Origin of the sequence: Nostoc sp., from assembly GCF_036917395.1 — a bacterium.
Lineage (GTDB): Bacteria > Cyanobacteriota > Cyanobacteriia > Cyanobacteriales > Nostocaceae > Nostoc.
Genome location: NZ_JBALDI010000029.1, coordinates 221,396 through 241,275, shown reverse-complemented (window position 1 = coordinate 241,275; position 19,880 = coordinate 221,396). Strand labels below are relative to the sequence as shown.

At 43.0% G+C, this 19,880-nt stretch carries 15 protein-coding genes, 1 tRNA gene and 1 pseudogene; 13 read left to right on the top strand and 4 right to left on the bottom strand.

The window, feature by feature from the left end:
* The first annotated feature begins 288 nt into the window (after nucleotides 1-288).
* The 4 genes from cobJ (at nucleotide 289) to V7K46_RS11955 (ending at nucleotide 3,756) form a co-directional block, all read left to right on the top strand.
* The gene (gene cobJ, locus V7K46_RS11970) at nucleotides 289-2,022 is read left to right on the top strand and encodes a precorrin-3B C(17)-methyltransferase (protein WP_442939834.1); all 1,734 of its coding nucleotides are present in this window, start codon (nucleotides 289-291) and stop codon (nucleotides 2,020-2,022) included.
* A 221-nt stretch (nucleotides 2,023-2,243) separates the two neighbouring features.
* Nucleotides 2,244-2,735, top strand: a complete 492-nt coding sequence (locus V7K46_RS11965; RefSeq protein WP_335113271.1) for a DUF4174 domain-containing protein — start codon at nucleotides 2,244-2,246, stop codon at nucleotides 2,733-2,735.
* A gap of 75 nt (nucleotides 2,736-2,810) precedes the next feature.
* Nucleotides 2,811-2,975, top strand: coding sequence for a hypothetical protein (locus tag V7K46_RS11960; protein ID WP_335113270.1), 165 nt, complete (start codon nucleotides 2,811-2,813; stop codon nucleotides 2,973-2,975).
* Between the two features lie 232 nt (nucleotides 2,976-3,207).
* Nucleotides 3,208-3,756, top strand: a complete 549-nt coding sequence (locus V7K46_RS11955; protein WP_335113269.1) for a peptidoglycan-binding domain-containing protein — start codon at nucleotides 3,208-3,210, stop codon at nucleotides 3,754-3,756.
* Nucleotides 3,757-3,884: 128 nt separating this feature from the next.
* Here the strand turns inward: V7K46_RS11955 and V7K46_RS11950 are convergent.
* The 3 genes and pseudogenes from V7K46_RS11950 to V7K46_RS11940 all read right to left on the bottom strand — a co-directional run bounded on the left by V7K46_RS11950 (nucleotide 3,885) and on the right by V7K46_RS11940 (nucleotide 10,073).
* Nucleotides 3,885-5,565 (bottom strand): annotated as a pseudogene (locus tag V7K46_RS11950) (glycosyltransferase).
* 377 nt (nucleotides 5,566-5,942) lie between these two features.
* Entirely contained in the window at nucleotides 5,943-9,692 is a 3,750-nt protein-coding gene (locus V7K46_RS11945) for a PAS domain S-box protein (RefSeq protein WP_335113268.1), read from the bottom strand.
* Between the two features lie 308 nt (nucleotides 9,693-10,000).
* Nucleotides 10,001-10,073, bottom strand: a tRNA-His gene (locus tag V7K46_RS11940).
* Nucleotides 10,074-10,197: 124 nt separating this feature from the next.
* On the opposite strand from V7K46_RS11940, the gene V7K46_RS11935 reads away from it, so the two are divergent.
* The 3 genes from V7K46_RS11935 (at nucleotide 10,198) to cobA (V7K46_RS11925) (ending at nucleotide 12,276) form a co-directional block, all read left to right on the top strand.
* Complete coding sequence (locus V7K46_RS11935) at nucleotides 10,198-10,581, top strand: DUF4359 domain-containing protein (protein WP_335113267.1); 384 nt, start codon at nucleotides 10,198-10,200, stop codon at nucleotides 10,579-10,581.
* A gap of 151 nt (nucleotides 10,582-10,732) precedes the next feature.
* Complete coding sequence (locus V7K46_RS11930) at nucleotides 10,733-11,500, top strand: sirohydrochlorin chelatase (protein WP_335113266.1); 768 nt, start codon at nucleotides 10,733-10,735, stop codon at nucleotides 11,498-11,500.
* An 8-nt stretch (nucleotides 11,501-11,508) separates the two neighbouring features.
* A complete protein-coding gene (gene cobA, locus V7K46_RS11925) occupies nucleotides 11,509-12,276 on the top strand; it encodes a uroporphyrinogen-III C-methyltransferase (RefSeq protein WP_442939832.1) in 768 nt (255 codons plus the stop codon).
* A 76-nt stretch (nucleotides 12,277-12,352) separates the two neighbouring features.
* Here the strand turns inward: cobA (V7K46_RS11925) and V7K46_RS11920 are convergent, their stop codons facing one another.
* A complete protein-coding gene (locus tag V7K46_RS11920) occupies nucleotides 12,353-12,973 on the bottom strand; it encodes a hypothetical protein (protein ID WP_335113263.1) in 621 nt (206 codons plus the stop codon).
* A gap of 276 nt (nucleotides 12,974-13,249) precedes the next feature.
* On the opposite strand from V7K46_RS11920, the gene V7K46_RS11915 reads away from it, so the two are divergent.
* From V7K46_RS11915 to V7K46_RS11890, 6 genes are all read left to right on the top strand, one after another.
* Complete coding sequence (locus V7K46_RS11915; RefSeq protein WP_335113261.1) at nucleotides 13,250-14,206, top strand: homogentisate phytyltransferase; 957 nt, start codon at nucleotides 13,250-13,252, stop codon at nucleotides 14,204-14,206.
* A 3-nt stretch (nucleotides 14,207-14,209) separates the two neighbouring features.
* Entirely contained in the window at nucleotides 14,210-14,692 is a 483-nt protein-coding gene (locus tag V7K46_RS11910; protein WP_335113259.1) for a tetratricopeptide repeat protein, read from the top strand.
* A gap of 431 nt (nucleotides 14,693-15,123) precedes the next feature.
* Nucleotides 15,124-16,149 (top strand): tetratricopeptide repeat protein, encoded by a 1,026-nt coding sequence (locus V7K46_RS11905; RefSeq protein ID WP_335113257.1) that lies wholly within the window; start codon nucleotides 15,124-15,126, stop codon nucleotides 16,147-16,149.
* A gap of 253 nt (nucleotides 16,150-16,402) precedes the next feature.
* Nucleotides 16,403-18,043, top strand: a complete 1,641-nt coding sequence (gene cobA, locus V7K46_RS11900; protein WP_335113255.1) for a uroporphyrinogen-III C-methyltransferase — start codon at nucleotides 16,403-16,405, stop codon at nucleotides 18,041-18,043.
* Between the two features lie 13 nt (nucleotides 18,044-18,056).
* Entirely contained in the window at nucleotides 18,057-18,653 is a 597-nt protein-coding gene (gene coaE / locus V7K46_RS11895; protein WP_335113253.1) for a dephospho-CoA kinase, read from the top strand.
* Nucleotides 18,654-19,421: 768 nt separating this feature from the next.
* Nucleotides 19,422-19,727, top strand: coding sequence for a hypothetical protein (locus tag V7K46_RS11890; protein WP_335113251.1), 306 nt, complete (start codon nucleotides 19,422-19,424; stop codon nucleotides 19,725-19,727).
* Nucleotides 19,728-19,880 lie beyond the last annotated feature (153 nt).

Genomic DNA, 19,880 nt, shown 5'->3' with positions numbered 1-19,880 from the left:
CGCTAACGCTACGCTATCGGCGTCGCCTTTTTTAAGAAAATGCGATCGCACCCCTAATGACCCAAATGCGTAGATACACAGCGGTAAGCCAGCGCGGTCTTCTCCCTTAGGAGAAGCAACTGGCGCGGCACGGAGAAATCAGAGTTTGAGAGATATTTTGCGTAAGTCCTATTATTATCAAGCGATGTCTACACGGGTTGTACTTACGCACTTCACACGAAGTCGCTACATGTCTAAATCTGTGGTTTCATTTGAAGGATATCAAATTTTGCAAGATATCTACTTATGATGATCAATGTTGCACCTGCCATTGTAGTACTAGGTCAAAATAGTGTGACAGTAGCACGCAAAATAATCACTGTCCTACCAGGGGCGACGCTATACGGTCTAGCGGGTCGCACATCAGGAGTTGACGTCACCTTTACTAATTTTGGCAAGACGTTGCGCGAGTTATTTGCCCAAGGAACGCCACTGATTGGCATTTGTGCCGCCGGCATTCTAATTAGGACGCTAGCTTCCGTACTCTCGGATAAACAACAGGAACCACCAGTGCTAGCTGTGGCTGAAGATGGTAGTGCTGTTGTACCCCTCTTGGGCGGACTTGCTGGAGTAAACGATTTGGCCTGCCGCATTGCCGAAGCGCTTGATGTCAAGCCTGCAATTACGACCACGGGTGACCTCCGTTTGGGCACAACGCTATTGTTTCCTCCCCCTGGATACCATTTAGCAAACCCAGACGATGCGAAGAAATTTATCTCAGATTTGCTAGCCGGGGCGCAAGTCAAATTAGAAGGTATAGCAGCTTGGTTGAGCGATAGTAAACTGCCCATAGATCCAAAGGGAGATTTGACTATCCAAGTTACCGAACGTTTGGTGACTCATAGAGCCAACTGCCTTATCTACCACCCTGCAACTATAGCGATCGCAATTAGTGGCATGATTGGCTATGCAGATGATGCAGTCGCTTTAGTACAGCAGCTACTAGCTGATGCCAGACTAGAAAGAGCATCAGTCGCCGGGATATTTGCACCGATCACCGCTGCTGCCGATCCAGCAATCCACGCCGTAGCTAGCGCCTTGGGAGTGCCTGCCCGCTTTTTTACCCCAAATCAGCTAGAAGTCCAGCTATCAGCAGGTTATAGCCCCGCCCAAGCGGCAGCGATCGCCGCGACAGGCACATATCCCTTATCTCCCTCATCTCCCTATTTGGCGATCGCCATTGCCCCTCAACCAATTGACCCCAACACCATCGGTCAGCCACGCGGACGGTTAGCGATTATAGGCACGGGCCCTGGTGGATCGCAATGGATGTCAAAAGAAGTGAAGGAGATACTCAAGTCCGCAACTGATTTAGTAGGTTATAAAACTTATTTAGATTTAGTTGGTTCTCTGGCTGATGGTAAGCAACGGCATGAGTCCGACAACCGCGAAGAAGAAGCACGGGCAAAAATGGCCCTTGATTTGGCAGCATCTGGGCGATATGTAGCTGTAGTTTCATCTGGTGATCCCGGTATCTATGCAATGGCAACAGCGGTTTTTGAAGTATGCGATCGCTATGCCAAACCCGAATGGGATAGTATCGACATTCATGTAGCACCAGGCATCTCAGCAATGCAGGCAGCAGCAGCAGCGATTGGTGCGCCTCTTGGGCATGACTTCTGTGCTATTTCCCTTTCTGACATCTTGAAGCCTTGGTCTGCAATTGAACAACGAATTGCCGCTGCTGCTAAAGCTGATTTCGTAATTGCTTTCTACAATCCTGTTTCCAAAGAGCGTACCTGGCAACTGGCAGAAGCGAGAAAGATTTTGCTGCTATATAGAACACCAGATACACCAGTAGTGTTGGCGCAAAATCTCGGCAGACCAGGACAGACGGTGAAAGCGATCACACTTGACCAGTTAACACCAGCAACCGCTGATATGCGGACAATTATTCTCATTGGTTCCACAAAAACCCGAACCATCAAGCGCCGCGATGGTAATATCTGGGTTTATACGCCGCGTCGCTATCCCGAACAATAGGCATAATCAGCGCTGTAAACACAAGCAAAACTTCTCTTTTGTTGGAGAGGCAGGATAAGTTTTCAGGCTAGATTTTAATAAACCATCAGCCTGCTATAGTTTGAGTAATTCTCACCCACCTTTTCACCAAACCTAATACGAAGATAAACCATCAACAGATAGAGGAAAAGTAGGGAAACCAATGATAGCTTGAAAGGATAGAAAACAAGTAACAACCCATTGTGAAGAATTCAATATTAATTGCCTTACCCCTATTAGCATGTATAATCCTGTCACCAGTTAGCAAAGCTGATATTGCCCAAGGTTCAACCAATCATGCCATCAAAATGTCTTCATTTAACCTCAGTTCCCAAAAATGGAAAAACCGCGTCCTACTAGTCTTTGCACCGTCTATTGATAACCATACCTATCAGCAGCAAATGCAACTATTGCAAGAGCATAACAGCGGTTTTGCAGATCGGGATTTAGTTCTTGTTCAAGTTTTGGCAACAGATGAAAGCTATGCCAACAGACAGCCAATAGATGAGTCTTCTGCTGCCAAGTTGCGCGATCGCTTTGGGGTTGACAAAGGAAATTTCCGCGTGATTTTGGTGGGCAAAGATGGTGGTGTTAAGCGCAGTGATGCTACACCAGTCCAGGCGACAGCAATTTTTAAGGAAATTGACGCTATGCCCATGCGTCAGCAAGAAATGCAAAAGCGAGGCCGAAAGTAACTAGAATTGCTGTAGTTAAGATTAGCCCTTTCAAAGTGTAGGCATAAAAATAAGGTTTTTCTTCGCATCTTCGTATTGAGTCAGGTTTACCAAGCTCAAAACAATATCACAGAAGCGATTTCTGTGTATGATCAGGGATTAACTTTACTCAATCCCCACTATGCCAAAGCGGTGTCCGCTTACCAGAATGTTGCTATCACCCAAGAAATGTTCGCTATGGAGAGGGGGCAGCGCTGCTAAAGCGGTTAAGGAGGGAATTCAATATTATCTGAAAAAATTAGTAGTAGGGGCGCAAGGCCTTGCGCCTCTACTAATGTACAAATAAACGAACCACAGAGACAAGGCAGCGCGGTCTTGGGGGTTTCCCCCATGAGCGACTGCCGCGCAGAGAACACAGAGAAGAGAAATAAAGAGGATTTTTGCGTCAGTTTTGGAATATTTTTTTATTTGGAAGTCCCTAAAATGAACTACAATGACTGAAATTGGCCTGATGATGGACGTGTTAACAATAAGACAAGCATCTGGGGCCAATTTGCCACAGCAGCAATTATTTCAGATGGAAAATGACGTAAAGCAGTCAAAACGGAGTCAGTTAGAGATAACGGCTCAAGCCACACCACCTGAATTCATCCAGACAGATGGAATTTACCAGGCTTCTCCCTGTGTGATCGCAGTGGATAAAGAACACATACTTAAGAAAATCAGTAAAAAGAATCAGTTCCTAGCTTCTTCTAAGTTAGGTGAGTCTAAGAAGTATTCTCAGTCTGGAGGTAAAGTCCGTGCAAAGGCTACAGGACGGTTCCAGAAGTTTAGTAGCCAACTACCTACTCTTAATTTCGGTAGCTCTGGTGTTGCTGTCAGAGCCTTACAACGGCTTTTAGTGTCTAACGGTTATGGCGTAAGAGTAGATGGGGATTTTGGCGCACTGACAGAGACTGCTGTCAAAGCCTTTCAAAACCAGCGGAATTTAGCAACAGATGGAATAGTTGGTCAACGTACTTGGGGGGCGTTGACAATTTAGACGCGATTAATCGCGTCTGTACATGAGTTTGGAGAGATGCGATTAATCGCGTCTGTACATGAGTTTGGAGTTAAGAAAATTTATAATTTTCATAATTAACTCACTCTTAACTCCTCACTCCTAACTTATTATCGGTACTTGTGCTGCTCTAATAGCTGTTGAGATATTGGCTTGTAAATTAAATAGAACAAAGCCTCAAGATAACGCAACAAATCTTCCCGATTCTCCTTGGAGGTAAAGTTCCAGAAGCCATAAATTCGTGCTAATGATAACAGCTTCGTAGTGTGAATTTTCCAAGTATAGGTGCTGTAAACTCGGTTAATTGCTCGCTGGGAAATTTCATTCCAAGAGTTAGGATTCTGTTCGCATTTAATGACAAAATCCACAATTTTTGCAGATGTCTCGCCTAAATTAGTTGGGTTAATGTAAAAACCATTAACCTGATCTTGAATAATCTCCAGTGGGCCACCAAACTGTGTAGCAAAAGTAGGTAATCCTGAAACCATCGCCTCTAAAATTGTCAAACCAAATGCTTCAAATAAAGCTGGTTGGACAAAAATTCCCTGATGATCCGCAATTACTCGGTAAATTTCACCAGAATCAGTTTTAGTCAGGCGCACACCCAGCCAACGAATCTTCCCGTGGAGATTGTACTCCTCAATGATTTGGTAGAGTTTGATAATTTCGTCACGTTCTTCGTTGTCACCTGATTCTTCGACGCGCAACTTACCCGCCACCAAAATTAAGTTGAAATGCTCCTGTAATTCTCGACTTTGACCAAAGCATTCAGCTAAACCTGTGAGGTTTTTGATGCGGTCAAGACGCGCCATTGAGAACAGAGGACGCTTGTTAAGATCGTCGAGTTTGCCAAAGATTTGCACCGGGTCTTCCAGAGTAAAGAGTGTTTCTGCAAGTCGTTGGCGATCGCTATCTACTCTATCTTTAGTCTGCGAGTAAGGGAAGTAATTATTCTCGTTTACCCCAGGCGGTACGACATTAAATTTGGGATTAAATAATTCAATCCCATTAGTCACATGATATAACTCCGGCATGGTGAAGCATTTGTAAGACTCATACTGTCCCACACTATCCGGTGTACCGACAATTTCTTGGTAGGTGCTGCTAATAATGAAATTGGCTGCATTCATCGCAATCAAATCGGCGGTGAATTGTAAAGAAAAATGATATTTATCCTCCAACTCTTGCCAGTACAGATTACTGAACAAGTATTTAGATTTTTCCAACGCATGGGCAACGTTGCATTGGGTAACTTTCAGCCGCCGCGCCAGCAAAAACGCCACTAAGTTTCCATCGGAATAGTTACCAACTATTAAGTCAGGTCTGCCTTGAAATTCTGCCCGCAGTTCTCTTTCGGAGTCAATGGCGTAGGTTTCTAGATAAGGCCAAAACTCAAATCGGGAGATCCAATTCTAGCAGGCCACCCTCGTTAGGATGAAATTTGTTCACCAAGCGATCGCGCAGATCCAGCAGATCCTGTACTGTCATCGGCTCAATGTTCAAGTCTGATGTCAACCAATAAACTTCTTGGCTGGCAATCTTAGAACGGATGATGAAACATAAGTTTGAGTCCTCTTGAATAATTTCCTGAGTATAGTAAATAAGTTTGCCTAACTCAGAGGAAGTGGAAAAATCCTCAGGTTTCTGGGATTTTGAGCAATACTCACTATATATATTAAGTATGTCGTTCCGCAGCAAGTACTTCTTTTCTTGTTGGCGTAATTCACTAATGAAAGAACGCAAATCACTTCTTTCTTCACTATCTAAGACTGCTTGAAGCAATTCAGACATAGCAACTTCAGTAGTAGATGATGTTTGCATTGTTACAGCATACTTTAAATATTTGAACTACAAATGTTAGCATTATCGCACCAAAGAACTCGCATAAATTTGACACCAGTTTCTTCAAAATATTTACATGTTTGTTTCCAGTTATTTTTTTTAATCATTGCTATAGCAATCTTAAGTAATCATAAGAAAACACTATATTGATTTATTAACGCTCAGTCAAAAATATGACAATTAAATTATGATTAAAACAATCACAGAGAAGTGGCTTACCAATCTTCATCAAGTGCTGTACAACATCGGCAAATTACCGCCTGCACTCCTAGTTTGGTTGTCAGCATCAGCAATTTGTTTATCTGCTCATAGTTTTACCGGCATATTCAACTTAGGGAATATATACAAGTCCACATTTCGATGACGATCGCCACCAAAACTTCTGGATCAATGGGTTTGGCAACGTGACGTTGAAATCCGGCGGCGATCGCTTCCTGCTGATCCAGTTCTGCCGCATAAGCTGTTAAGGCAATAGCGGGAATTTGTCCCCCTTGCTGAGGTGGAAGGGCGCGAATTTGCCGGATCAGCATATAACCATCCATCTCTGGCATCCCAATGTCACTGATGATCATGTTGGGAATGGGTTGAGTAAATGCTTGCAGTGCATCAGCCCCGGATGCAACAGCAGTGACGATCGCGCCATGTTGCTCTAGAACAAAAGCGATGAACTCGCGCGAGTCTGTTTCATCATCGACGACTAAAATGTGAATGCCGCTCAAATCACTCTCCTTAACGGGTGATTGTTTTAAGGTTGGTGCTTCAGTTAATTGAGGTGCAAGCGGAATTTGAACTGTGAATGTTGCTCCTAGCTCAACACCTGGACTGTCTACTGTAACCGTTCCGCCGTGCATCTCGACAATTTGGCGCACGATCGCCAGTCCCAACCCTAGCCCGCCAAATTTGCGGGTGGTTGCGCTATCTTCTTGCCGGAAATGCTCAAACACGTAGGGCAGAAAATCGGCACGAATCCCTTTTCCAGTGTCGGTGATTTGAATTTGGGCGTGATTTTCAACTTGGGATAGCGCAATTGTGACCTGCCCCCCAATATGAGTAAACTTCACGGCATTCGACAGAACATTCCACACAACCTGCTGCAATCGTCCTGCATCCCCGACTACCACTCCGACAACGCGCGAGACGGTCGCCTGGATTTGGATTAATTTAGCTTCTGCGGCTAGCCGAACCGTTTCCAGCGCGGCACAGATTACTGCATTCAGGTCAATGGGTGAGGTTGATAAGCTCATTTTGCCGCTCAGAATTCGGGAGATGTCCAGTAAGTCATCAATCAGTTGCACCTGTAGTTGGGCGTTGCGCTCGATGGTGGCAAGCGCAGTAGTTGTTTTTGTAGCATCCAGCTTTTTCTGCTGCAACAATTTTGACCATCCCAGAATTGGATTCAGGGGAGTACGCAACTCATGGGAGAGAACCGCCAGAAACTCATCTTTAATGCGATTACTTTGATCTAACGCTTCGGCGCGTGCTTGTAACTCTGCAAATAGGCGCGATCGTTCTAAGGCAGCCGCGACTTGATTGGCTACCGTTTGCATGAGGTCGAGTTCGTTACGGGTAAAGCGATCGCGTTGACGAGTTCCCAGTCCCAAAGTGCCCAAAACGCGATCGCCCACGATTAACGGATGACTAGCATAAGCTCTGATGCCGCTTGACTCAACTGGAATAGGAAGTTGATCGGTCGTTGAGAGGGCATTTTCAACGATAACTGGCTTGCGATGTTGCACCGCATAACCACACACCCCCTGCCCTAACTCCAAAAATTTAGCGGATAAAGCAACGTCTTCTGATATGCCCCCATAAGTATTGAGTTCAAGACGTTGCTGGTCTTCTTGAAATAAGTAATTGAAGTAAACTTCGAGTCCCAAATGAGTCGAAACCTTTTCAAATAAAGTCGCTAAAAATGCCTTGGGATCTTCGTTGAGCAAGAGATCGTTGGCGACCTGTGAAAGCAGTGTGAGCCGTTCATTGCTGGCTTTGACAGTCGCTTCAATTTGTTTGCGATCGGTGATGTCTCGACTGGTAATCACTCCGCCTGTGATTTTGCGACTCATATCCATGACGGGAAAACCACTGATACTGACCCACCGTCCTTCAAAAGCCGGAGCGCGACGCACAAAGACTTCTACATCGTTGGCGTATTCTCCTTGGATTGCTCGATATAGCGGGAGTTGTTCATCGGGGAAGAGTGTTTGTCGATCTGGTAAAAATAGTCCGTAGGTTCTCGACCATTCATCACACGATTCCTCATTCGATAGCCGACCAAAGATTCTTTCAGCCGCTTGATTAAACAGCACAAACTTGCCCTGTGGGTTTGCCAGGATCAAACCATCGCCAATACTGTCCAGAATGACTTGCATTAACTTTGCTTGTTCTTGCAAGGCTTGTTCCGACTCTTTGCGATCAGTGATGTCTCGCGTTACACCTGCCACCGCTTCTACCATCCCATTTATGCCCAAAAGCGGGACAAAAATGTATTCATAGGCGTGTATGCCTAATGCACTTGTGTACGGCGTTTCATCTTTGAGCGGTTGGCGCGTCTCGATGACTTGCTGAATCTGATTTTGAAGTCGGGTTGCTAAATCGGTTGGATAATCTAGGTCAAAAAAGTTTTTGCCGAGGGCTTGTGCCGACGTTTTCTGTAAGAGGTCGAGCAACGGCTGATTGATGTAAGTGAACCGTCCAGACAGATCGAATGTATAAATAAAATCGGGTACGGAAGAAGCGATCGCATCGAACTTTCGCAGTTGTCGTTCGAGTTCGGCAGAAATCTGTTGCCAAGCGGATTCGGCTTGTTTGCGTTCAGTTATGTCTGCCAGTGCCCCAGGAAAAGCGATCGCTTTGCCATCAGCATCATATTCAACGCAACCGCGTGCCGCAACCCAGCGCTCCTCGCCCACTGCCGTATAAATGCGGTACTCACTTACGTATCCTTCGCCGGTTTCAATCGCTTGGTTAATGGCTGCAACCACTCTTGGGCGGTCTTCTTCGTGCATCGCCTGTATAAATAGTTCAATTGGTAAGCCGATCGTCGCCTTCGCTGAGTCAACGCCAAACAAGTGAGCAAAGGCTGCATTCACGATCACCAGATTATCGGGAATCTTCCACCGCCATGTGTAAATCGCTCCTGCCGCTAAAACGGACTCCCATTGCACATGGGCTTCCCGTAGGTCAGCTTCGGCAATTTTGCGATCGGTAATATCGAGTGAAATCCCGACCATGCGCTCAGGATTGCCCGCCTCATCGTGAATTATACAACCCCGAACGATTACCCAGTGCGTGCTGCCATCGTCCCAAACGTTGCGGTACTCCACATCGTAATTGGTACGGTTGGTAATCGAGTCTTGAATTGCTGCTTGCACCCAAGTCCGATCCTCTGGATGAATCCGCTCCATCAAAACTTGGTGCGAGAAATCAGCGTCAATGGGTAAACCATAGTTCACTTTGCACTGGTCAGAAGTAGACAGAACCTGTGTCTTGAGATCAAATTGCCAAGAGCCGAGTTTGCTAGTCTTAAGGGCAAGTTTTAGCTGCTGTTCGTTGGCTTGTAGTTGTTCGTTGACCTGCTTTAACTCCTGCTCTCTGACATAGATTTCCATCTCCATCTGCTCGCTACGAGTTTGGAGTGATTGATTTAGTTGACGCTGTTCATTTTGCTGCTGCTGCACCCGCACCAACTCGGTGACATCTTCGGCTCGGTGAATAATGTGCGTCATCTCACCGTTTTCACCAAAGACTGGCGAGTTGGTTACCATCCAGTACCGCTTTTCAAAGCCACTCCCTTCTGATTCCGGGCGGCGAATGTCATACTTCTGCACTGCCATCGTGTGAGGCAAGCGATGCTTGATTACATTTGACAACGAGGCACGTAAATTCTGAACGCCGTTCGCATTTGGATCGTCGGGATTGTCTGGAAAAACTTCAAAGAAAGGACGACCAACGACCTGTTCTCGTTTTGTCTTCGTTGCCCGGAAGTAAGCATCACTTCCCGCGACAATCACAAAGTCGAGTGAATAGACGATATACAATCCCGGTATCGATTCAAATAAGGTTTGAAAATTCAGCATCCATTCCCTCGCTCATGCTCCGCCAAAGTAATCGAGCAGTAGGGATTGAGAACTCGTTCGATAGGCTTAAACGAGGCTAAAACCCTCTTGCCTCCTGCCTCCTGTCTTATCCTAACGAGAGATGTTGCTTATATGCATCATTTTTTATAAGATAAGCTGATAAGCTAATCAATTATAGTAGCCTTGCAATCTTCAAGTCTATAAAGCTATAAATGACAGATCCTTGTTAAAGTGATGGTTATGAGTGTTAACACGACGCAACCCACCTTTTATAGGAGTATACATAATATTGATATTAAATTACTTAGGGCGAACGATGGGAATTGAACCCACGAATGGTGGTACCACAAACCACTGCCTTAACCACTTGGCTACGCTCGCCATTCAACAATTTGAATTATAGCAATTATTTGGCAAGCGATCAAGAGTTTTTGTTCAAGGAACGGACTCAGTTGATTTAGAGTCTCTGAAATCTAACGATTACAAGGAATTTGACTTGGCAAATATGAAACCCCTAACCATCATTGCATATACTGGAGCAGCAGCAGGACTCGCTGCATTGGGTGTGACAATGGCAAAGACTAATCCCAGTCAGGTTGAATATGAAGAATATGCAGTGCAACGGCTAACAGAATACTTAAAAACTGATGTATGCAAAAAAACCACGAATATTATCGAAAATTTAATTCGTTTTAATTGTGATAAGTTGGTTGACTCGGCTAACCCGCAAATCCAAGAAATTATTGCCAGGACTACAGAAAGACAAAATTACATGATTTTTAGCATTTATCGTACAGATTTAAAAATAAATTCTTGGATGCCTTCTTACAAATTTGAAACGGTGGGAGCCTTTAATCAATTTTATACTTACACTGCCAAAAAAGAATAAGACAAGCAGGAGTGGTAGAATATAAAAGTGATTAATAATACTTGTATTGAATAATTGAGAATAGTTTCAATAATCACCAGAGTACTTATAACCACCAGCTTAATATTAAGTAAGATATGAGAATTAGTAACTGAGAGTTTAAGCTTTGCCGATGTCATCTGCGTATTTGCTAGTATCTCACGGAAGTCGCGATCCGCGCCCAGAAATTGCTATGCAGCAACTAGCAAAGCTGGTATGCAACAAATTGCCAAAAAACCACAACCCATCAAATAGTGAACATCTAGTTGGTATAGCTGCTTTGGAAATGAGTTCTCAGCCTTTATCCGAGCAGATTCAACAATTTGCCAAGAGTGCTTTTTCCGATGGCTGCGGCGAGCTACGCCTACGCAAACGATCTGAAAACGAGAATAGCCTGAAAATTGTACCGCTATTTCTGCTGCCGGGAGTGCATGTCATGACAGATATTCCAGCCGAAGTAGCACTAGCACAACAGGCTCTTGGTCAAGATATGATCATTGAGTTACAACCATATTTAGGCTCTCACCCAGATTTAGAAAAATTACTGGCAAAGCAAATCGCTACTATAAAAGCACAAGCATGGATTTTGTTAACTCATGGTAGCCGTCGCCCCGATTCTGAAAAACCAGTCCAAGCAATAGCAGAAAATTTGGGAGCAGTGGTTGCTTATTGGTCTGTACGTCCTAGTTTAGAATCACGAGTCAAAGAGTTGGTAGCTGCTGGTTATCGGGAAATTGCAATTTTGCCATACTTTTTATTCGCTGGTGGAATAACCGATGCGATCGCCGCCTCAGTAGAGGAGCTAAAATTACAATTTTCTGCGGTGAATTTCCAATTGGCAGAGCCACTAGGAGCAAGTGCAGAATTAGCCGAGCTAATTTGGGATTTAACAGATAGATGAACCGCACAATGACAGAGAAAAGCAAGTATTTGGGAAAGGTTTATTTAGTAGGTGCGGGGCCAGGAGATCCAGGACTAATTACCTTGAAGGCGAAAGGTTTATTAGAATGTGCAGATGTAGTTATCTATGATGCCTTAGTGAGTCCGGCAATTCTAGCAATGATTAATCCCCAAGCAGAGCAAATTAATGCTGGTAAGCGTGCGGGGAGACATTCGTTGTTGCAGTCAGAAACAACCCAATTGCTGATTGATAAAGCGCAGGATAATGCAATTGTGGTGCGGCTAAAGGGTGGCGATCCATTTATTTTTGGTCGCGGTGGCGAAGAGATGGAAGAATTAGTCAAAGCTGGAATCTCAACGGAAGTTGTGCCCGGTATCACATCGGGGATTGCAGCCGCAGCCTATGCAGGTATCCCTTTAACTCATCGTCTATATAGTTCATCAGTGACATTTGTTACTGGTCACGAGGCGGCAGGTAAATATAGACCGATAGTGAATTGGAGTGCGATCGCCCACGGTTCTGAAACGATTGTAATTTATATGGGAATTCACAATCTGCCTTATATTGTGGAACAATTAAGTGCAGCTGGGTTGAATTTAGAAACGCCCATTGCTTTGGTGCGCTGGGGTACACGGCCAGAACAAGAAGAATTGATTGGCACTTTAGAGACAATTGTCAAACAGGTAGAGCAAACTGGATTTGGTGCGCCTGCGATCGCAGTCATTGGACAAGTAGTAAATATGCACAGTATTTTGTCTGGTTGTCGTCCAGTTTGATGGTTGGCACAAAAAAAGAAAAATTAGAAGTGGAGAGAAAGCCCTTTAGATGGTAGGGGTTTTCTCTCCAATGTTTTTAACTTTCTCGAATCCAAAATGCCAATCCTCCTGCACGACCGCGAGCTGCAATGAAATCTTCCGTCTGTAAAAAGAAGCCAAAGAAGGGTAGTTTAGCTATGGGCAGGTTGTAGAAATCTTCTGTTTTAATTTTACCAAAACGGATTGGTCTGTTGTAAACGACACGACCAAACAGACTGATAAACATGTGGTTAAAGTCAAACGCCAATAAATTTTTCTGACTGAAATATTGCACTGGCCCCGTGAGCTTCAACAAAAGTGGGCCATATTCAACCTGATTAACAATTTCGCCTCTGCCTGAATCCTGTTCTAAAGTGGCATTAAAGGAAACATGGATTGTTATAAACTTGGGTATATACAAACCCTTGCCTAATACAATTCCCCCGCGCTTTCTAACTTTATTAGTGCCAGTGACAAAGCAAAGTTGCCATTTACCTAAAAGAGACTCAAACGGATAAGTTAACCGTTGCTGCTTGGCAGATTTTTCTGCTTGTAACAACGCATTGACTAATATTTCCGGATTAGGACGTGTGCCTTTGTGTTCTCGATACGCAGCCGCAGCCTCGGATAGCACGGTCACAAAGTTAAATATCGCTGTAGATGTCAAATCAGCGGTCATGAAGGCGCTCTGGATTTAAGTATTTCTTTGCTTTTCTGATAGATTGTAGCGTTATAGGGAGCAGCGAAGAAGTCTTTTGACGGTTGGTTGTGAGATTTTTTCGGGATTGAGTGTCTTCATGAGCTAGATTGATTCTCTTGTAGGTGGGCTGTGCCAACGGCGGTAGCCATCCCTCCCCGATGAAAATACAGTGTGTCTAGACCTTTGGCTCTTGTTAATGACCAAATTCTGTGACAATGGTTAAGAATAAGCCGGAATACTGAATCTAAGCTACTCATGAGCCAGAGTTATCAAAACAGCCCTTTGCCAGGTAAACCCGTTCAATCATATTTCCATTGGTTATACGCTTTCTGGAAATTCTCTCGCCCTCACACGATTATTGGTACAAGTCTGAGTGTGTTGGGTTTGTATTTAATTGCGATTGCTGTTTCCTCGACTGGGTTTTCTGGCATTCCACTGAGTCGGGTTTTGGGTGCGTGGATTGCTTGTCTGTGTGGCAATGTCTACATTGTGGGGCTAAATCAATTAGAAGATGTTGAGATTGACAAGATTAATAAGCCTCATTTACCGTTGGCATCAGGTGAGTTTTCTCAACAGACGGGGCAATTAATTGTCGCTTTGACTGGGATTTTGGCGCTAGTTGTGGCGTGGCTAACTGGGCCATTCTTATTGGGCATGGTAGCAATTAGTTTGGCCATTGGTACTGCTTATTCCTTACCGCCAATTCGCTTGAAACAGTTTCCATTTTGGGCAGCCCTGTGTATTTTTTCGGTGCGCGGCACGATTGTGAATTTAGGATTGTATTTGCACTATAGTTGGGCGCTGAAACAAAGCCAAGGAATTCCGCCTGTGGTGTGGGTGCTGACGTTATTTATCTTGGTGTTTACCTTTGCGATCGCTATCTTTAAAGATATCCCAGATATGGAAGGCGATCGCCTCTATAATATCTCTACTTTCACTATCCAACTCGGTTCGCAAGCTGTGTTTAATCTGGCTCTTTGGGTGATAACTGTCTGCTATTTGGGGATAATTATAGTTGGTGTGCTACATGTTGCCTCAGTTAACCCCATATTTCTGGTAATTGCCCATTTAGCGCTGCTAGTTTGGATGTGGTTACGGAGTTTGGCCGTAGACTTAGAAGATAAAAGTGCGATCGCTCAATTCTATCAATTTATTTGGAAACTATTTTTTATCGAATATTTGATTTTTCCTATTGCCTGCCTTTTGGCTTAAACAATGTTAGAAACCTTTCCCACTAGTTCTATTATCCCTGCTCTTGTAGTTGTTATCAGTCTATCAATTCTTGGCTATTTCGCTTGGAAAACTTTGATTACCTCAGACTTGTTTCAAAAAGGAATCAATCTTACTCAAGCAAAAGATTACCAAGGTGCAGAAGCAGCATTTCGCAAAGTGATTTCCCTCAACTCTACTAATGATGTAGTGCGCTTGTTTTTGGGAGATGTTTTAAACCAGCAAGGTAAAGTAGAGGAAGCAACAGAATTATTCCGGGAAGTGATTCGCCGCAGTCCGAAAAATCCTGATGCTTACTTGCGTCTGGCGAATATTCTCATGCAGCAAGAGCGAGAAGAGGAAGCCAAAACTAACCTGTTACAAGCTAAAGATTTATTGCAAAAACAACGTCAACCTGAAAAGGCTAAAAAAATCACTCAACTGTTAGATAAAATGAGTACTAAATCAAGTAAATCTGAAGTTGAGTGAAAACAAACTATTGATCAAACTTCAGATTGACTACTTTTACGCCCTTATACGTCAACTCCCCAATGTTATTGCCAAATCTATACTAACTACTGCAATCCAAACAAGAGTGTTAAACTTGTAACTAAAAATGTTGTTCAGTATAAAAAAATTACATAGCAATTAGATAATTGAGATTCTGCCTCAGCTTCATGAGGTCTAGCAGGTTTATTAATCAATCGTCTAGAAACTTTTACGAATGGATTTTAACATTAGTTTTAAAATCAACACAATATTTATAATTCAAGATTATATAATTTGTATATAAATAAAATTTCTATAAAAATTAATAGAAAAAGTTTTTGCCATATCTAAATAGTTGAATAAAGTGTGTAAAAATGGAAAATTATATTCAGTTCCAGTTACTTGTAAACTCAGGAATTAAAGTAACAAAAATGCTGAAAAGCAAGAATATACTAGCAGTAGCTATTATCTGCTTGTGTTTGAATAATGCTAATACTGCCTTTGGGAAAGATGTTGGCGTTGTTTTATCAAAAAATACCGGCTCAAATCAAGCAGCAGTTCCTCAGAAAAAAAATGCAGTTGCTAACTTTAAGCAAGGAACCAATCTCTACAAACAAGGAGATTTAAAAGGAGCAGAAGCGGCTTTTCGCAAAGCAATTGAACAAGAACCCAACTTTGCACAAGCTTATATTGCTTTGGCAAATACTCTCAACGATCAAGGTAAACCACAACAAGCGATCGCACAATACAATAAAGCCATCAGCTTCGATCCTAAAGACTCTGGAGCCTACTTAAATTTGGGTTTGACTTTAGCAAGACTGAATCAGTTAGAAGCTGCGATCGCCCAATATAAGAAAGCCCTCAGTCTTGATCCTAACTATGCAGACGCTCACTATAACTTAGGAAATGCTCTCTACGCTCAAGGAAAGCCAGCAGAAGCAGTCGCAGAATATACAGCAACCATCCGCCTCGATCCCAAAAATCCAGCAGGTTATAATGCCTTGGGAAATATTCTGTACGCTCAAGGCAACCTAGAAGAAGCGATCGCCCAGTATAAACAAGCCATTAGCTTCGATCCCAACTATGCAGAGGCTCACTATAATTTAGCAAGTGCTTTTTACGCCCAAGGCAAGCTAACAGAGGCAATCGCCGACTATACCGAAGCGATTCGCCTTGATCCCAAACATGCACAGGCTCACACGGGTTTGGCAAATGCGATGGATGATCAAGGGAAATCAGAAGAAGCGATCGCACATTACAAAAAAGCAATTAGCCTTGTACCTAACGATGCATACACTTACTATAATTTGGGAATCACTTTGGGTAGAGAACAACAGCTAGAAGAAGCGATCGTTAATCTCAAAAAAGCCAAAGAGTTATTCCAAGCTGAGGAAAACAAGGAGATGGTTGAGCAAGTTGATCAGCTAATCCAAAAAATTAATACCCGAACGAATTGAATAAAGGGCATTGGACACTTGTACTGAGCGTTGCCGTAAAGCTTACGGCATAGCTACGCTTAGGGCGCAGCTTCTTCCAAGAGTTGTATTGGGCATGGTGAAAGAAGCAGGGGAATTCTGAACCTCATTAATGAGTATCAAAGACTCGTTAAATTATGTCGTCACACCAAGTTGTATTCTAAAACATATCTCTTCTGCCCCCATACTTCCACGCCGCTCAGTATAAGTGCCCAATCACAAATGACAAATGACTATGACTCAAGAAAGGGGCAAAGTTTACCTCGTAGGTGCTGGGCCTGGAGATGTGGCATACCTGACGGTAAAAGCTTACAATCTCTTAGCTGCTGCTCAGGTTTTAGTCTACGATGCCCTGGTAGATGCTCAATTATTGCAGTGCGTACCACCTGATTGCTTGAAGTTGGATGTCGGGAAACGCGGTGGTAAACCCAGTACAACCCAAGCCGAGATTAACAAGTTACTGGTAAAGCATTGCCAGCAAGGAAAACAAGTTGTCCGGCTCAAATCAGGTGATCCGTTGATTTTTGGGCGTTGCACTTCCGAAATTGAAGCATTGAAAGCATCTGGTTGTGATTTTGAACTAGTACCAGGAATTTCCTCAGCCCTTGCAGCACCTTTGTTAGCAGGAATTCCCCTCACAGATCCGGTGTTGAGTCGCACTTTTGCAGTGCTTACAGCTCATGAACCAGAGGTTTTAGACTGGGAAGCACTCTCACGCTTAGAGACACTGGTAATTTTGATGGGAGGGCAACATCTGCCAGAGATTGTCCATCAACTGGTACGACATGGGCGATCGCACTTAACACCCATCGCGATCATCCGTTGGGCAGGAACTCCTCGTCAACAAATTTGGACAGCGCAACTGGGCAATATTCTGGAACAAACCACCGAATTATCCCTTTCCCCAGCAGTAATTGTTATTGGCGAAGTTGTTGGGCTACGCAAGTACTTACAACCTGAGAATATATATTTAGACGAAATTATCAGGCAGGAGCCTGGAGAAACGCATTCCCAGGTTCTGCCTGGGAACGAGAGTACTCCCACACCGCAACCTATGTTAAGTAACTTCCCCCCCTCATCTCCTCTTCCCCTGACTGGCAAAACAATTCTGGTGACACGTTCAGTAGGACAGTCGAGCCAATTTAGCGATCGCCTGATTGCATCAGGTGCAACAGTGATCGAAATGCCTACCTTAGAAATCGGCCCGCCCTCCAGTTGGGAAGCTTTGGATGATGCGATCGCTCATTTATCTGACTTCGACTGGTTAATTCTCACTTCTACCAATGGCATAGACTACTTTTTTGCAAGGCTAATCGCCCAAGGTAAAGATAGTCGTGCCTTAGCAGGCGTCAAAATTGCCGTTGTTGGCGAGAAAACAGCCCATAGTCTCAAACAACACTCTCTCCAACCAGATTTTATTCCCCCCAACTTTATTGCCGATTCTTTAGTGGAAAATTTCCCAGAGAAACTGGATGGTAAAAAGGTTTTATTTCCCAGAGTTGAAAGCGGCGGCAGAGAAGTTTTGGTTAAGGAATTAACTCTTAAGGGAGCAAAGGTGATAGAAGTTGCCGCATATCAATCTTGTTGTCCTAGTGGTATTCCACTTGAGGCAGAGTTAGCTCTCCAAAACCGCAAGGTAGATGTGATTACCTTTGCCAGTTCTAAAACTGTACAATTTTTCTGTCAACTTACTAACAACATATTTTCCAGCTACTTTGATATTAGTCAATTATTAGAAGGAGTTTCTATTGCCTCTATCGGGCCTCAAACCTCCAAAACTTGTCATGTTTTATTCGGACGCGTGGATATAGAAGCTGAAGAATATACTTTAGATGGTTTAACCCAAGCAGTGATAACATGGGCGACAAATTCTTAGTATTAAATGACCAATGTCTAAACGTATAATCGGCTTAACCGGAGGTATTGCCACAGGCAAAACCACTGTCACCAATTATTTAGCTAGCGCTTATAACCTGCCGATTTTGGATGCAGATATTTATGCGAAAGAGGCAGTATCTTTAGGTTCGCCTATTCTTGGTGCGATCGCTCAACGTTACGGCGAACAAATTTTACTACCAGATGGCAGCCTCAACCGCCAAAAGCTAGGTGAAATTATCTTTAATCGTCAAGATGAACGCAACTGGGTAGAGAATTTGATTCATCCAAATGTGCGCGATCGCTTCCTCAAAGCAATTGCCCAATCTTCCTCACAAACACTGGTGTTAGTAGTGCCTCTATTATTTGAAGCTGGGATGACTGATTTGGTTACAGAAATCTGGGTAGTGCATTGTTCTCAAGAGCAACAACTACAAAGATTGATACAACGAAACCATTTAAATAGAGAACAGGCACGAGCCAGGATTAACAGCCAATTATCTATCGAAGAAAAAGTGGCTCATGCAGATGTCGTTTTAGATAACTCCTCCACCCTAGAAGTACTACTGAAGCAGGTAGATATAGCCAGAAAAACCACAAGTAGGGACTAGATCGTATTTATCTTAAAAAATATACATACACGACATTATAAAAACATAAAATGTTTATAAATTGAATATTCTCTAGTTAAGAAAAATACTCATATCTAACCCTATATTGTCCAATAATTAGGTGATTTTACCGTTGAAGCTGCGGTTGATGGTACTGTAAATTTAAGTAGTTAGTCAATAAATAGGTGCTATACACCTCTGATATTTTACAGGATAATATGATTGGCATGATGTTCATAATTCAAGTGAATAAAGTAATCAATAGTATTATCAAAAGTTAATTTTTATCTGATATATGCGAATTATCAATGACCTCAAAGATTGATTGGGCAAAATATATCATTTGGGAAAAATTAAACAGTAATAAATTAGAATTAATATTTAATAAAAGTTAATTTTAAATTAGTTAATCCTCTTTTAAAATTGTTTGATAAGTACCTTATCAAAGAACTGCTAATTATAGGTGCAGACACTTAATTAGATATTGGGTGATTCATTGGCTTTACCCGCTGTCAATACAAGTTGATTCCTAACTAGTACACCGTGGCGTCAGTTTGCCTACAAGACTTGGGGCAAAATCCCTTGTTAAGCCCCAAGTCTTGTTAATTGAGATAGTAGGTAGATTTACGCGCCCGCTGTACTAGATTGTCCACCTGTTGGATTCTGGATTGGTGATTGAAAGGAATTGAGATTCACTTAGAGTCCAGAACTCTTCGTTATAGATTTCTTCTTTGGGAGAACTCACTTATGTCTTTGATCAGGACAAGTATGAACTTAAATTTTAGTTTTTTAAGTAAGTTAGCCCTAGTTAGCTTTCCAGCAAACGAATTAAAAAAGAAGAATAAAATACACAATTATAGCCAACAAGTTTGGGGAAGCGACTACGTATTTGAGCGCTTTAATGAAGAAATGATAGGGTACATGACTGGAATCGGGAAAGGCATCAAACCCGGCGATCGCATTATTTTACAACAAGGTTGTGAATCTTATCTATATCAAGTTGAAGAAATTGATTACTACTCCGAGCCATCTGATATGTGGATAGCTTTACTCAAGCAAGTACTGGTTGAGTAAATGTTAAAGTAAAGCAGTTATTTCAATTGCATTCTTGCGATGCCTGCGGCTTGCCACTAAAAGCGTCTACGCATATGCTGAAACCTTTATTTATCAAGATATTGAACTTTCTCAATTTCACCAGAATTAGTCACAAGAGAAAAAGTTTCCCGC